Raw genomic sequence first — 13,183 nt, 5'->3', positions numbered from 1 at the left:
GTGGACGCTGCGCCCGTTGAACCGCCGCCCGTTCGCTTACTCGAACTCCGGCTCCGACAGATCGGGCGGCATACTGACGATGCGCCACCATTGCTGGCGCAGCGCATCGCGCAGAATCTTGCCGCGCGAGCTGCGCGGCAGCGATGCGATCACGAACACGTCTTTAGGCACCTTCTCGCGCGCAAGGCGCGCCTTGCAGTGCGCGCGCAGCGCTTGCGGATCGACCGATGCGCCGGGTTGCGCCACGACAAAACATACGGTTTCCTGACCATATACAGCGTCCGGCACACCAAGCGCGGCGACGTCCTGCACCTGCGGGTGCGCGCGCAGCGCGTCTTCGATTTCCTGCGGCACGATCTTCACGCCGCCGCGAATGATCAGATCGTCCATGCGGCCCGACATGCGCACAAAGCCCTCGGCGTCGCGCGCGGCGATATCACGCGTGAAAAGCGGCGCGCCGCGTATTGCCTGCACGGAGCCATCGGCCTGCAGCACGCCGAGCGCGAGCTTCGCGCCGTCGACCACGACTTGCCCTTCGGTGTCCGGCGCGCACGACACGCCCTCGGAATCGACAATATCGAAGCGGATATGCGCGGCCGGATAACCGACCGTGCCAATCTTGCGGCGCTCCGAACGGCTGCCGCACATCCAGCCCGCTTCCGACGAACCGTACAGATTCAGAATGCGGATGCCGTACTGCTTTTCGAAGCGCATCCATTGAAGCGGCGAGAGCGGCGCCGTGCTGCACGTCATCGCGCGTAGCGACGCGAACGTATCGGCGGGCGCATCGAGCGGCGCTTCGAGCAGCAGATTGAGCACGGTCGGCACGCCGGCGCTGACCGTGACGCGGTTTTCGCGTACCCAGTTGCCGAACTCCCTGCGCGAAAACTTGCGTGCGATGCAAAGTGTCGAGCCCAGTTGCAGGAACGGCATCAGGCTCAGGATCTGTGCGGAGTACCAGTCGAACGAACGGTATTCGAGCGTGCGATCATCGCTGTTCAGACCGAGCAGGTCGATGCTGTCGAGGCCGTTGAGCCAGTAGCACGCGTGGTCGTAGACGACGATCTTCGGAATGCCGGTCGTGCCTGATGTGCAGCATAGCGATGCAATATCGTCGATCGCGCAGACGGTCTCGGCGTCGGGCAGCGGCGGGGCGTCGCTGTTCCGGAGTTCGTCGTCCGGCGCGAGCGTGATCGTGCGTTGGCCGGCGCGTTGCGTTTTCGCGCGGCCCGGCGTATCGCTGCCGAATCCACCTGCGGCGAAGCGCACGAGCGGCGCCTTTGTCATGGCGGACAGCCCTGCGCTGCTTTCATCGGGGCATACGACGAGACCGGGCGCGAGCGTCTCGAGCAGCTTGCGCGCGATCTCGTGGCCCACGAAAGGAACATCGAGGGGACATACGACTGCGCCGAGGCGCCAGACGCCAAGCCAGAGCAGCAGCTTGTCGGGCGCTTCGCAGTTCGCAAGCACGACGCGCGTGCCTTTTTCTACGCCATGCTGTGCGAGTTGCCGCGCAATGCCGTCGACGCGATTCGCAAGCTGTTCGAACGATATGCGCACGCGCCGCTCGACATCGACAATCGCATCCTTCTCCGGCTTGTCGCGCCGATGCCGGTCGAGCAACGCGGCGACGGTACGCCAGGGCGAATCGGCTACCGGTGGACAGTCGCTCGACATGAACTCAGTAAGGCGAGCCGGCCGCTACGACGGCAGCCGACGCGTGCACCGCCGGGCGACCCGCGTGCCCATCATGCGCAGTGGGCCCGTCGCGTTCATCGTGCGCGCGATGCTCACCGAGCCGCGCGAGCGCCCATTCGCGGAACACCTCGACTTTCTTCGTTCTCGCCTTGTCGATTGGCGATGTGACGAAATACGCGGAGCTCGACGGCACGCGCACCTCGAACGGCGCGACGAGCTTGCCACTCGCGAGATCGCCGTTGACGAGCGGCGTGCGGCCGATTGCGATGCCGACACCGTCGACGGCCGCGGCGAGAGACGTGAGCTGCAGGTGAAACACCGATTCGCTCGCGAATTCGACGGGTCCGTGCACGGCGGCCTCGAGCCACGCAGGCCAGTCGTCCTGATACATCGAATAGAAGTAGGTGCGAATCTGGCGCATGCGCGCAAGGCCGTCGGCGATCGAGCCGAACTTGCCGGCTTGCTCGAGCACCGCGGGCGAGCACACGGGAAAGAATTCTTCGCCATGCAGCCGGTCCGAACGCGTTGACGCCCAGCGGCCCGAACCATAGCGGATCGCGACGTCATAGCTGTTGCGCTCGAACTCGTTGAAGGTCGAACTCGTCGCGACGTGCACAGTGATCTCGGGATGCGCGCTTTGAAATTCGGGCAACGCGGGAATCAGGCATTTGACCGCATAAGTCGGCAGGCACGTGACCGTGAGGACGGTGCTCGGCTTTTTCTTGCGCGCGTGCGCGGTGGCGATCGACAGCAGATTGATCGCCTCATGCACGGAATTCAGATACTCGCGCGCAGCGGGCGTAAGCGTCAGCACATTGCGGCGCCGCACGAACAGTTTGACCTCGAGCCGGTCTTCAAGCGTCTTGATCTGATGGCTGATCGCCGTTTGGGTCAGTTCGAGTTCCTGCGCCGCGCGCGTGAAGCTCAGGTGCCGCGACGCGGCTTCGAACGCAAGCAAGCTCTGCAGAGAAGGAATGTAGGGTCTCATTCGATGAGTCAGCGCAGTGCAGGATCAGTGAGGCGGATTTTAACGGGGTTTCACAATGGTGGGAACGTAACAGGACAGCACGGATGCTGCGATGATCGGCCCGTTGCCGGCGCCGAGGAAATGAAACTTTTTCATGCGGGCATGAGAAAAGTTAGTTTGCGCGCGATGAAAGCACTCATGCACTCTTGGCCGGTCGAGCAAAGCGTCGTCGATCGGCGCGCGCGAATCAATCATTACAAACCCGGAACTATCAATGACGACCGGCAAGCAAAAGGCCCGACGCTTCGCGCGCGGGCAAGGTCAAGCGAACACACATTTCGGTGCGCGTTCTATGGTGTGGAACGGCGCGCAGGTTGCCGCGCACGACGAAGGCTTCGCGCGGCCCGCAACCGACGGGTGGCCTGAACCGCTCAACCATGGGTTCACCGGCCGGTCTGGTGGTTGAGCGGAGGAACGGTTGTGGAGATCGACGCGCTCGAAAATCCGTTCCTCGCCAGCCTCGGCATGACACGCATGGCATGGCATGAAGGGTACGCGGAATTCCGTCTTCGTTTGCAGCCCGGCATGCTGAACCGTCAGCGCGTGCTGCAAGGCGGCGTCGTCGCGACGCTGCTCGACGCGGCATGCGGCTATGCGGGCCTCTATAGCGCCGACCCGCAGCGGCCGATACACGGCGTCACTTTATCGTTGACGCTCAACTTCCTTGACAAGGGTGTCGGGGATACGCTAATTGGCAAAGGCTTCCTCGAACGCAAAGGGCGGTCGATCTATTTCGCGCGCGGCGAAGCATGGATCGACGCAACGACGCTGATCGCGACCGCGCAAGGCACGTTCAAATACGCGGGCGGCTATGGACGCCGCGAGCCATTGAATGCGCCGCGCGGCGAACTCGATTAATCTCGCGTGGCACAGCGCGACGCTATGAGGTCACATGAGTCGTGCGCTGCATGAATCCTTCTCATCCCCGATATGAACGATGGTCGCTTGCGAGCGCGTGCGCGTTGCTTCAATGTTGGGGAGAACAAACAGGAGACACAGGACGTGAAGGACGTGACACCCAACATGACGACCGATGCGCTCGATCTGCGCACATGGCTTGAAGAAGCCCGCGCGCTTGGCGAACTGACCGACGTCGCGGGCGCCGACTGGAATCTCGAACTCGGCGCAATCAGCGAACTGAACGTGAAGAAGGCGCGACCCTCTGCGCTGCTGTTCGACGACATTCCCGGCTATCCGAAAGGGCATCGCGTAGTGACGTGCAGCACCGCGAGCCCGGCGCGCCTGTCTTCGATTCTGCGTGTCGGCCGTGCAGACACGCATCGCGGACTCGTCGAAATGCTGCGCGGCAAGCCTAAGCAATGGCAAGCGCATGCGCCCGAATACGAGCCGGTGACGGTCAGCAACGGCCCCGTGTTCGAGCACGTTCAATCCGGCGACGACGTCGATCTGTTTTCGTTTCCCGCGCCGCTATGGCACGAGAAAGACGGCGGCCGCTATATCGGCACGGGCTGCATGGTCGTGACGAAAGATCTCGATTCGGAGTGGGTCAACGTAGGCACGTATCGCGTGATGATTCACGACCGCAATCACGTCGGCCTCGACATGATTCCGGGCAAGCACGGCGCGATTCAGTACGACAAGCATATGCAGGCCGGCAAGCCGTTTCCGGTGGCAATCGTGATCGGCTGCGATCCGCTTGGCTATCTGATTTCAGGCATCGAAGTGCCGTTCGGTATGTGCGAGTACAACTATATCGGCGCGATCCTGAAGAAGCCGGTCTCGGTGGTCAAAGGGCAATTATCGGGGCTGCCGTTTCCGAGCGCGTCGGAGATCGTGATCGAAGGCTATGCGCATCCGGGCGACGTGAAAATCGAAGGTCCGTTCGGCGAGTTTCACGGCTATTACCCGGGCAAAGCCGAAACGGCGCCGGTCGTGACGATCGAGCGCATCTACCATCGCAGCAATCCGATCATCATGGGCAGCCCGCCCGCGAAGCCGCCCAACGACTATTCGTATTCGAAGGCTGTGATGCGCTCGGCGCTGCTCGTCGACGCGCTGCAGGCCGCGGGCGTGCCCGACGTCGCTGGCGTGTGGGCGCATGAAATCGGCGGCGCGCGCATGTTCAACGTCGTGTCGATTCGCCAGCGCTATGCGGGCCATGCGCGCCAGGCCGCCCATATGTTGAGCCAGTGCGGCGTCGGCGCCTATATGTCGCGCTATTCGATTGTCGTCGACGACGATATCGACCCAGCGAACCTGCAGGAAGTGATGTGGGCGGTCGCCACACGTACCGACCCGGACATCGATATCGACATCGTGAAACGCGGCATGGGTTCGAAAAACGACCCGATGTCGATTGCCAATCCGTACAAGGCGCCGTTCAACTCGAAGGCGATTATCGACGCATGCCGTCCTTTCGACTTCCTCAAGGAATTTCCGGAAGTCGCGGAAGCGAGCAAGGAATTGCAGCAGAAGACGCGTGCGAAGTGGGAACACATACTCGGTTGACGAGAGCAGATCGGCTAAGGAGAAAGACACATGGAACTGACCGGCGAACAGATTTTGCCGCTGCCGCGCGAACGCGTATGGGCCGCCTTGAACGACCCTGAGATCCTCAAGGCGTCGGTGCCCGGATGCGAGTCGTTCGAGCGCGTCGAAGACAACCAGTTTCAGATGGTGATGGCCGCGACGGTCGGGCCGATCAAGGCGCGCTTCAAGGGCAAGATGGTGCTGACCGACCTGCAGCCGCCGCAGTCGTATTCGCTGACTTTCGAAGGGTCGGGTGGCGCGGCGGGCTTCGGCAAGGGCGGCGCGCATGTCGACCTCGTGTCGGAGAGCAGCGGCGCGACGCGGCTCGTGTACCGATCGCATGCGCAGGTCGGCGGGCGGCTCGCACAGGTCGGCGGGCGCCTGATCGACGGTGTGGCGCGCAAGATGGCCGAGGAGTTTTTCGGACGCTTCACGGCGGCGCTGGTTGGGCCAAAAGAAGCGGGCTCGGGCGAGGCGGCGGGGTCGCCTGCGTCGACGGGTTCGAATGGCGGCGCGTCGGAGCGGGGTATGCCGCGAGGCGGTGCCGGGGGCAGTGCCGCGGCCGCCGCGGTCGCTCATCCGCAGGGCAGCTCGGGCTCGAGCCTGAACGGTAGGGCATGGGCCTGGGCATTCGGCGCGGCGGTGGTCGTCGCGCTGATCGCGGTGTACGCATTGCATCGATAACAACAAGGGCACGGTCGGGGTGCCCCAAAAAACCTTGGAGACAAACATGCAGGAGGGCAACGCGCTGCACCGCGCCGTGAGGTCCGTCGATGCCGACGCGCATGTCGCGCAGACGGCGATGGATGCCGCGAGCGCGGCGCTCGTGCGCAGAATCGAAAGCGTGCCGTTCTCGCGATGGCACCGGCGGGCACGCATCATCGTCGGCAGCGCGACGTTCTTCGACGCATTCGATGCGTTGTCGATCGCGTTCGTGCTGCCGGTTCTGATCGGCCTGTGGCATATCGAGCCGCTGCAGATCGGTATTCTGATCGGCGCGAGCTATGTCGGGCAGTTTATCGGCGCGCTGATATTCGGCTGGTTCGCCGAGCGCCGCGGACGCATTCGCAGCGCGACGATTTCCATCGCGATCATGTCGGTGATGAGCCTCGGCTGCGCGTTGAGCGGCAGCTTTCCGATGCTGCTCGCGTGCCGCTTTATTCAGGGCATCGGCGTCGGCGGCGAAATGCCGGTCGCCGCGACCTATATCAGCGAACTGTCGAACGCGCACGGCCGTGGCAAGTACTTTCTGCTCTACGAACTGATCTTTCCGCTCGGTCTGATGGGGGCCGGGCAGATCGGCGCGTGGCTCGTGCCGCTGGTCGGCTGGAAAATCATGTTCTGGATCGGCGCGGTGCCGGGCCTGCTGATCGCCGTGCTCGTGTCGCGTCTGCCGGAATCGCCACGCTGGCTGATATCGAAAGGCCGGTTTGATGAAGCCGAAGCGATCGTGCAGGAAATGGAGGCGAGCACCGACAAGCGCCTTGCATCGGCGGCGCCCGTGCAGTCGGCAAGCGCGGCCTCCGATTTACGCAACAGGGTGTCGAAAAATGCGCGCGCCGGCTGGCGCGAACTGTTGTCGCCGTTCTATCGCAGCCGCACGCTGATCGTCTGGGTGCTGTGGGCGAGCGCGTTCTTCATCGCGAACAGCCTCAACAACTGGCTGCCCACCCTGTATCGCTCCGTTTATCACTTGCCGTTGCAAACGGCGCTGCGCGCGGCGTCGATGACGAATGTCGCGCAGGTCGCGTTGCTGCTGGTCTGTGCGTATGTGATCGATCGCGTGGGCCGCCGCAACTGGACCGTCGCTGCGTTCTGCGTCGCGGCGGTTCTGTTCGCATGCCTGAGGCTTTTCGGCGCGCACGACGTATGGAGCGTGATGGTGCTCGCGACCGTCAGCTACGGCATCGTCGGTTCGATTGCGGCGGTGCTGTATCTGTACACGCCTGAGGTCTATCCGACGCGGATGCGTGCGACGAGCACAGGCCTCGCGACTTCATGGCTGCGTCTCGCCTCGGCGGTCGGTCCGTCGCTCGCGGGCTTGCTCTTGCATAAACAGGGTATCGGCTCGGTCTTTTCGATGTTCGCGCTCGTCGCGGTGGTCGGCGCGATTTGCGCGCTGAAGATGACCGAGACGCGCGAGCGCAGCCTCGAAGAAATCGCGCCGTGACGTTTTGATGGGTGGCGATCTTTCGTTCGACGAATAGGAGTTTGTCCCAACCACGATGAAGCCGAAACTGATCTAACCAGGGGCGTTACCGGCACCGGACAGGACGCAATCGACGCGTCCCGTAACCGGCTGTCATCGAGCGCGCGTGCGGTTTCCACGCGCGCTGCTGTCGTTCGCGCTTTCAGGCGGTAAAATAGGGGTTTACGCTACAACCCCGTCGGGAGACCGCCATGAAAGTCACGAAAGCTTCAGTGCTGTGCGCAATCTGTCTGCTGCCGCTTGGCGCCTACGCGCAATCGAACGCGCCTCTGACGCGCGAACAGGTGCGGCAGGATGTGGTCGCCTTGCAAATCGCGGGTTATAACCCGTCGACGTCGGACTCCACCGCGTATCCGGAGAACGTTCAGGCGGCGCAACACCGGCTCGACACGATGAGAGCAGAGGGCACGTACAGCAGCATCGCGACCAATGCGAAGCTCACGGGGTCGGGGCGCACGTTCTACCAGGGCGACGATACCCAGTAACTGCAATACGTCGCGTCGCCATCGCCGCGGGCTGCCGGAAGCAGCCGTCAGGCGACGCGCATCGCAGCAAGCTCGACTTGCGGCTCGAACACGAGCCTGACGATTTCGCGCGTCGGCACGCTCGTGGGCAGCGTGGCGAGGTCCGCCTGCGCGAACCATCCGCAACGCGTGATTTCTTCGCCGGGCTGCGGCACCGCGCCTTCGGGAAGCGCGGCCCGGAACACATGATGTAACGTGCTGAACCCACGGAATTGAAACAGATACACGATTCCGTCGACCATCATGCGGGTCTCTTCGGCCACCTCGCGGCGCGCCGCATCGGCGGGCTGCTCGTTCGCCCTGATCCTGCCGCCCGGCAGCGACCATCGCGAGTGTGGTTTCGACACGAGCAGGATCGCCGAATCCTTCACGCATACGACCGTTGCCCGGATTTTCATGACTGGGATCTCCTCCTGGTCGTTCTGCAAGCCCGGATCATTCAACTACGGACCCGGCTTGCGGCCTTGGCGAGCACGCATCCTTACGGCCGTCCCGGCGCATGTTCCACCCGCACAGCGGGTGCGCGTCTGGCCGTTTCGACCACCGGCTGATGCCGGAACCCGAGGCTTCCCGCGCCGACCGCAATCACAAAGCCGACAAACAGCGCCGCGACTGAAAACCAGCTCGCGCGCGCGACGGCCTGCGTTGCGGTATCGGCTGCCTGACGTACGTTCGGGTCGGACATCGGCGCCGACGCCGCATTGGCCATCGACGCAAGCGCGCTCTGCGCTTCCTTCGAAAGCGCGTTGACTGCATCGCCGGCGTTGCCGGACTGCATCGTCGCCGTGGCGCCCGCGCTGGCGACACGCCCCGCGAGCGAGACGGCGCCGCTCACGATCGACGTCATCGCGACGACGACGCAGAGCACCATCAGCGCCCATGCGAGCATGCCGTGCAGCCAGCCGAGCAGCGGCGCGCAGCGGCCGGCGAAATAGCCGCCGAGAAAAACGGCGACGACCGTCGTCACAATCAGCCACACGCCGGACCCGAATCCGAACGCGCGCGGATCCTGTTGGGCGAGCGGATTGAGCAGCGTCGCTCCGATTGCTGCGCCGAGCGCGCACATAAACACGTACGCGACGAGCGCGATCGTGACGCCGGTGAAAACGGCGCCCCACGACACTCGCGGCAACCCTTCCTGAGTTTCCAGATAGCGCATGACAGCCTCCATTGGGCAGTAGATCAGTAAACCGATCGTTTTTAGGCGATCGGCACTGCGTTGTGCCGCAAGCGACGTGCCCTTCAGGCGGGTACGCGTGCTGTGCGGCCAGCCTTTTTCGCGCGCTTTTCGATTTGCGCGAGCAGCGTTGCAAAAGCGATCTCGTCGACTTTCATATGGCGCCTCGCCGTTTGCGGCGGAAGATCCGTCAGCTCGCCCGCATCGAACGCGGCAATCACGTCGGGATGGATATAGCAGCGCCTGCAGACGGCTGGCGTATTGCGCAGCAGCGTCGCGACTTCCTTCACCGTCGCCACGATATGGCGCTTCGCATCCGTCGCGTTGTCGCAGACCAGCTGGCGCAACGCGGCCATCGCGAAGACGCTGCCCGCCCACGTGCGGTAATCCTTCGCGGTGAAGTCCGCGCCGCTGACGTCGCGCAGATAGTCGTTGATATCGGCCGAGCCGACCGTGCGGCGCGTGCCGTCTTCATCGATATATTGAAAGAGGTCGTGGCCCGGCAATTCCGCGCACTTGCGCACGATGCGCTTGACGCGCGGATTGCCGATCGGCACGTCGTGTTCGACGCCGCCTTTGCCCGCGAAGCGGAAGCGCACTTCGCCAGCCTGAATTTTGACGTGCTTCTTGCGCAGGGTCGTCAGTCCGTACGACTGATTTTCCCGCGCGTATTCGACGCTGCCGATGCGAACCAGCGTGTGATCGAGCAGATGCACGACCGCCGCGATCACCTTCTCGCGCGGAATGCCGCTGCGCGCGAGATCGCGCTGCACACGCGCCCGGATGCGCGGCAGCGCGCGTCCGAAGGCGGCCATACGGCTGAACTTGTCGGCGTCGCGCGTCTCGCGCCATCGCGGATGGTAGCGGTACTGCTTGCGTCCGCGCGCGTCGCGGCCCGTGGCCTGGATGTGCCCGCGCGAGTCGGGGCAAATCCATACGTTTGTGTAGGCGGGCGGAATCACGAGCGCGTTAATGCGCGCGATGACCGCTTCGTCTTCGATGCGCTTGCCGTCGGTGTCGAAATAGGCGAAGCCGCGCGCGATCTTCTTGCGCGTGTAGCCCGGCCGTGTGTCGTCCACATGTCGCAGGCCTGCAGGCATCTCGGGCGGCATGGCCGCGGCAATGGCCTGCGCCGTGTCGTGCGTCATCGTCTTCACTGGCGTTCTTCCGCGTGGTTGGCAGGTGCCATGGAGGGCGTCAGTCGCTGCGCAATCGGCGTGCCCGGGCGCGGTCAATGCATGTCGTGTGCAGAGTTGTCGCTTCGCTTTTCGCACCCGTAATTCCGTCGTTTCTGGTGCACTCTGAACGATTTGCGACGGCCGGGCCGATGCCGAGACCGGCATCAGATCGTGTCGCTCAAGGCGGGCGATATGGTGTTGCTCGATGCGGCGCGAGGTCACACGCTGCTTTTTAAGGAGCCCGCGCTATGTTCTACCGTGCAGATCCCGCCGCATGTCTTGTCGGAACGCGGTATTCCGGTACGCTTTTCGTCGGCTTGCTATCCGGTTCACGCTAACCCCGAAGTCGCAGCGGTCAGAGATCTGTTTCTCACCTTCTGCGCGCATGCGGCTAGTGCGGGAGATGTGCTGCGCGAGCGTGTCGGGCGCCAGTTTCTCGACCTGATGGATATCGTCGTGAAAAGCGGCGACGCCTCGTACCATGGACGCTCGCCGGAAGGCATGGTTTTGCGCGCGAGGCAGCTTATTGCGCGCCGCTTTGGCGACCCCGATCTTAGCCTCTCGCAGATTGCGGACGAACTGAATGTATCGAGCAGCTCGCTGATGCGTGCATTCAGGGAGCGAGGTTTGTCTCCGATGCGCTTTGCCAATTCGGTGCGGCTTGAACATGCGAGCCGCATGCTGGCCGACCCATCACGCATCACGATTCAGGAAGTGGCCGCGCATTGCGGATTTGCGAGTCTTACCCATTTCAGCCGCAGCTTTAAAAGAGAGCATGGCATGGCGCCGCGCGATTATGCGGCGCTCTATCGCAATGATTCAGTTACCGAATCCTGATCCCGCATGGGAGCATTCACAAAAACGTAATGGCGCTCAAGCACTATCTGGAAATATAAAGCATACGCGTGCGGAATAACACTTTACGGCTTATACTGCGCGCTAATCACAACGCCAGGCAGCCAGGGGAATTGCAATGCTATCTTCCATCGGTTCAGTGACCGGCTCATCTTTTAACAACACTAATGATCCAACACAGGATCCGTTTGCCACGCAGAATCCGGACGATCCCACCAATCCCAATAACGCGAACGATCCGGCAAACCCTAACCAGCAGACGAGGCCGGTCAATACATCGAGCCAGGTGGCGGCCTTGCGCAAGCTCGAGCACACCATCGCGAAGAGACTGAAGCAGGCGATCGCCACGGCGAGTTCAGGTTCGGTCGCTGCACAGGCGATGGTGGGGGCGCTGACGGCCCAGATTACGTCGATCCAGGCGCAGATCGATCACATCAGCGGTCTCGATGCGATGCGACAGCAGAAGCACGCCGTCCCGGCGTCGCAAGGCGCTAACGGTAGCCGGCATGCGCAGCTGCTAAAGCAGGCCGAGAAGTCGGAGCAGGCCGAAGAGAAGCACAAGCTGACGACCGGCGACGCTAACGACAACGACACTACAAGCCAAAAACTTAAACCGTTTCGATTCGATTTCACGGGCACGAACGTCGACGACACGGCGTGACGTCTCGCGCGCATGCCGCGCATTCGACCGCGAAAAAGCGGCCGGGTACGCGCAACGTGGCGAGAAAGATCAAATCCGTGAAGATTGCTGCGCTATCGCCTGTTTGGCGAGGTGCTAGCCTCGAAGGCAGCTTAAGGAAGCTATTTCATTTTCTTTTCTGCCCTTAGAGGAGCGCTTTAAATGACGATCGGGAAGAATGCGGGCGATGCGGGCTCCGCGCAGCCGAACACCCTGGCGCCGGGTTGGTATCAGGTCGAACCGGGGATGGTGTTCAAGGTGATCGTGTCGTCGAAGGAGACGGGCGGCGCCTATGCGATTGTCGAGAGCATTGCCGAACCCGGCATCGGTTCCATCACGCACCGGCATCACTACGAGGACGAACATTTCTTCGTGCTCGAGGGTACCGCGCACATCGTGATCGACGGCAAGCCGATCGATCTTTATCCCGGTCAATCGGCTACCTTGCCGCGCGAAGTGCCCCAGGTCTGGATCAATCGGTCCGACAAGCCGCTGCGTGTGCTGGCCATTTTCTCGCCGGGCGGTTTCGAGCAGCTGGCATTGGAAATTGCGGAAGGGGGCGGGTTGGAGCGCTTCGATCACAGCCTGCTTCGCCCGAAGTACGGTCTCGAGGCGCTTGGACCGAAGCTCGACGGAGCCCGCGAGTAACGGCGCTTTGCTGCCTCGATTGCCGCTTATTTCGACGCGCCGACCAGCGAAAAAGCATCCCACTTCTGATCGACCGGCGTGTGCGGGTTGTGCTCGAGCGCTTCTTCGACGAGCGGTTCGCACGCGCCGTAATCGGAACCGATGCTGTCGCTATGCGCTTGCGGGAAATTAACCGCGAGCACTTTGCCGCCCCAGCGTTCGACCGTCGCCGTCATGCTGCATTTGCCGGCGCCGCCTATCTTCAGGTCGAGCACGAGCGCGTTCAGATCGAGCGCTGCGTCCGAGTTCGCGAAATTCCATTGTGCTTCCATCCGGTCGCTTGGCCCGCCTGTATCGACGAGCTTCATCGTCTTGTCGGGAATGCCGACCGACTGCACCAGATCGAGAATGTTCGAGCCGATCAACGCGCCTTGCGGGTCGCGCGCTTCATGCGTTCTAAACGCACCGCACGCTGTTAGTGTGGTTAAAGCAAAGGCAAGGGGAATTGTCAGGTATCGCATGCAGGCTCCCAATAAATGAACGGGTTTGCGCCTCGCACGCACGTCATGCAAGCAAAAACTTCGTGCTACCGGGGCGCAAACCTTAGTGCGACAAACCTGGGTGGAGCGGGTTCCGCGCATCGCGCACTGCGAAATCCGCCAAGGCGGCGATCGGGGCAGCCGTGTTGCTTGCTAGACTGCGTTGAAATCCCGCCATCC

At 62.8% G+C, this 13,183-nt stretch carries 15 protein-coding genes; 8 read left to right on the top strand and 7 right to left on the bottom strand.

The features are described 5' to 3' along the window. Positions 1-36: 36 nt before the first annotated feature. Genes KZJ38_RS32180 through KZJ38_RS32170 form a run of 3 tightly spaced genes read right to left on the bottom strand, consistent with a single transcriptional unit; the run spans position 37 to position 2,920 of the window. Positions 37-1,677: a class I adenylate-forming enzyme family protein gene (locus KZJ38_RS32180; protein WP_219801084.1), complete on the bottom strand. Its 1,641-nt coding sequence runs from the start codon at positions 1,675-1,677 to the stop codon at positions 37-39. A 4-nt stretch (positions 1,678-1,681) separates the two neighbouring features. Then, positions 1,682-2,686 carry a LysR substrate-binding domain-containing protein gene (locus tag KZJ38_RS32175; protein WP_246641873.1) on the bottom strand — a complete coding sequence of 335 codons (1,005 nt, stop codon included), beginning with the start codon at positions 2,684-2,686 and terminating at the stop codon, positions 1,682-1,684. 39 nt (positions 2,687-2,725) lie between these two features. After that, on the bottom strand, positions 2,726-2,920 hold the full coding sequence (locus KZJ38_RS32170) for a hypothetical protein (protein ID WP_219801083.1): 195 nt from the start codon (positions 2,918-2,920) through the stop codon (positions 2,726-2,728). 225 nt (positions 2,921-3,145) lie between these two features. On the opposite strand from KZJ38_RS32170, the gene KZJ38_RS32165 reads away from it, so the two are divergent. The 5 genes from KZJ38_RS32165 (at position 3,146) to KZJ38_RS32145 (ending at position 7,909) form a co-directional block, all read left to right on the top strand. Then, entirely contained in the window at positions 3,146-3,583 is a 438-nt protein-coding gene (locus KZJ38_RS32165; RefSeq protein WP_219801082.1) for a PaaI family thioesterase, read from the top strand. 144 nt (positions 3,584-3,727) lie between these two features. Beyond that, the gene (locus KZJ38_RS32160; protein WP_246641872.1) at positions 3,728-5,194 is read left to right on the top strand and encodes a UbiD family decarboxylase; all 1,467 of its coding nucleotides are present in this window, start codon (positions 3,728-3,730) and stop codon (positions 5,192-5,194) included. A gap of 30 nt (positions 5,195-5,224) precedes the next feature. Further along, positions 5,225-5,899, top strand: a complete 675-nt coding sequence (locus tag KZJ38_RS32155; protein WP_219801081.1) for an SRPBCC family protein — start codon at positions 5,225-5,227, stop codon at positions 5,897-5,899. 46 nt (positions 5,900-5,945) lie between these two features. Next, positions 5,946-7,385, top strand: a complete 1,440-nt coding sequence (locus KZJ38_RS32150; RefSeq protein ID WP_219801080.1) for an MFS transporter — start codon at positions 5,946-5,948, stop codon at positions 7,383-7,385. 230 nt (positions 7,386-7,615) lie between these two features. Next, a complete protein-coding gene (locus KZJ38_RS32145; RefSeq protein WP_219801079.1) occupies positions 7,616-7,909 on the top strand; it encodes a DUF4148 domain-containing protein in 294 nt (97 codons plus the stop codon). A gap of 47 nt (positions 7,910-7,956) precedes the next feature. Here the strand turns inward: KZJ38_RS32145 and KZJ38_RS32140 are convergent, their stop codons facing one another. The 3 genes from KZJ38_RS32140 to KZJ38_RS32130 all read right to left on the bottom strand — a co-directional run bounded on the left by KZJ38_RS32140 (position 7,957) and on the right by KZJ38_RS32130 (position 10,282). Continuing rightward, positions 7,957-8,346 (bottom strand): NUDIX hydrolase, encoded by a 390-nt coding sequence (locus tag KZJ38_RS32140; RefSeq protein WP_219801078.1) that lies wholly within the window; start codon positions 8,344-8,346, stop codon positions 7,957-7,959. A gap of 83 nt (positions 8,347-8,429) precedes the next feature. Further along, positions 8,430-9,107 carry a hypothetical protein gene (locus KZJ38_RS32135; RefSeq protein ID WP_219801077.1) on the bottom strand — a complete coding sequence of 226 codons (678 nt, stop codon included), beginning with the start codon at positions 9,105-9,107 and terminating at the stop codon, positions 8,430-8,432. 83 nt (positions 9,108-9,190) lie between these two features. Next, on the bottom strand, positions 9,191-10,282 hold the full coding sequence (locus KZJ38_RS32130; RefSeq protein ID WP_425518389.1) for a DNA topoisomerase IB: 1,092 nt from the start codon (positions 10,280-10,282) through the stop codon (positions 9,191-9,193). 192 nt (positions 10,283-10,474) lie between these two features. Here KZJ38_RS32130 and KZJ38_RS32125 point away from each other — a divergent pair, with 192 nt between their 5' ends. The 3 genes from KZJ38_RS32125 (at position 10,475) to KZJ38_RS32115 (ending at position 12,485) form a co-directional block, all read left to right on the top strand. After that, positions 10,475-11,140 (top strand): helix-turn-helix transcriptional regulator, encoded by a 666-nt coding sequence (locus KZJ38_RS32125; RefSeq protein WP_219801075.1) that lies wholly within the window; start codon positions 10,475-10,477, stop codon positions 11,138-11,140. 136 nt (positions 11,141-11,276) lie between these two features. Next, a complete protein-coding gene (locus KZJ38_RS32120) occupies positions 11,277-11,819 on the top strand; it encodes a hypothetical protein (RefSeq protein WP_219801074.1) in 543 nt (180 codons plus the stop codon). A 180-nt stretch (positions 11,820-11,999) separates the two neighbouring features. Further along, complete coding sequence (locus tag KZJ38_RS32115; protein ID WP_219801073.1) at positions 12,000-12,485, top strand: cupin domain-containing protein; 486 nt, start codon at positions 12,000-12,002, stop codon at positions 12,483-12,485. A gap of 26 nt (positions 12,486-12,511) precedes the next feature. Here KZJ38_RS32115 and KZJ38_RS32110 read toward each other — a convergent pair whose 3' ends face one another. After that, a complete protein-coding gene (locus tag KZJ38_RS32110) occupies positions 12,512-12,985 on the bottom strand; it encodes a hypothetical protein (RefSeq protein ID WP_219801072.1) in 474 nt (157 codons plus the stop codon). Between the last annotated feature and the right edge of the window lie 198 nt (positions 12,986-13,183).

Source organism: Paraburkholderia edwinii (assembly GCF_019428685.1).
Classification (GTDB): domain Bacteria; phylum Pseudomonadota; class Gammaproteobacteria; order Burkholderiales; family Burkholderiaceae; genus Paraburkholderia; species Paraburkholderia edwinii.
The sequence above is the reverse complement of the archived record's forward strand: the minus strand, read 5'-3'. Positions and strand labels throughout refer to the sequence as shown.

Coding starts and splice junctions, on each gene's coding strand:
- KZJ38_RS32155 (WP_219801081.1), top strand. CDS start 5,225: ATGGAACTGACCGGCGAACAGATTTTGCCGCTGCCGCGCGAACGCGTA.
- KZJ38_RS32110 (WP_219801072.1), bottom strand. CDS start 12,985: ATGCGATACCTGACAATTCCCCTTGCCTTTGCTTTAACCACACTAACA.
- KZJ38_RS32180 (WP_219801084.1), bottom strand. CDS start 1,677: ATGTCGAGCGACTGTCCACCGGTAGCCGATTCGCCCTGGCGTACCGTC.
- KZJ38_RS32145 (WP_219801079.1), top strand. CDS start 7,616: ATGAAAGTCACGAAAGCTTCAGTGCTGTGCGCAATCTGTCTGCTGCCG.
- KZJ38_RS32150 (WP_219801080.1), top strand. CDS start 5,946: ATGCAGGAGGGCAACGCGCTGCACCGCGCCGTGAGGTCCGTCGATGCC.
- KZJ38_RS32175 (WP_246641873.1), bottom strand. CDS start 2,686: ATGAGACCCTACATTCCTTCTCTGCAGAGCTTGCTTGCGTTCGAAGCC.
- KZJ38_RS32120 (WP_219801074.1), top strand. CDS start 11,277: ATGCTATCTTCCATCGGTTCAGTGACCGGCTCATCTTTTAACAACACT.
- KZJ38_RS32115 (WP_219801073.1), top strand. CDS start 12,000: ATGACGATCGGGAAGAATGCGGGCGATGCGGGCTCCGCGCAGCCGAAC.
- KZJ38_RS32140 (WP_219801078.1), bottom strand. CDS start 8,346: ATGAAAATCCGGGCAACGGTCGTATGCGTGAAGGATTCGGCGATCCTG.
- KZJ38_RS32135 (WP_219801077.1), bottom strand. CDS start 9,107: ATGCGCTATCTGGAAACTCAGGAAGGGTTGCCGCGAGTGTCGTGGGGC.
- KZJ38_RS32170 (WP_219801083.1), bottom strand. CDS start 2,920: ATGATTGATTCGCGCGCGCCGATCGACGACGCTTTGCTCGACCGGCCA.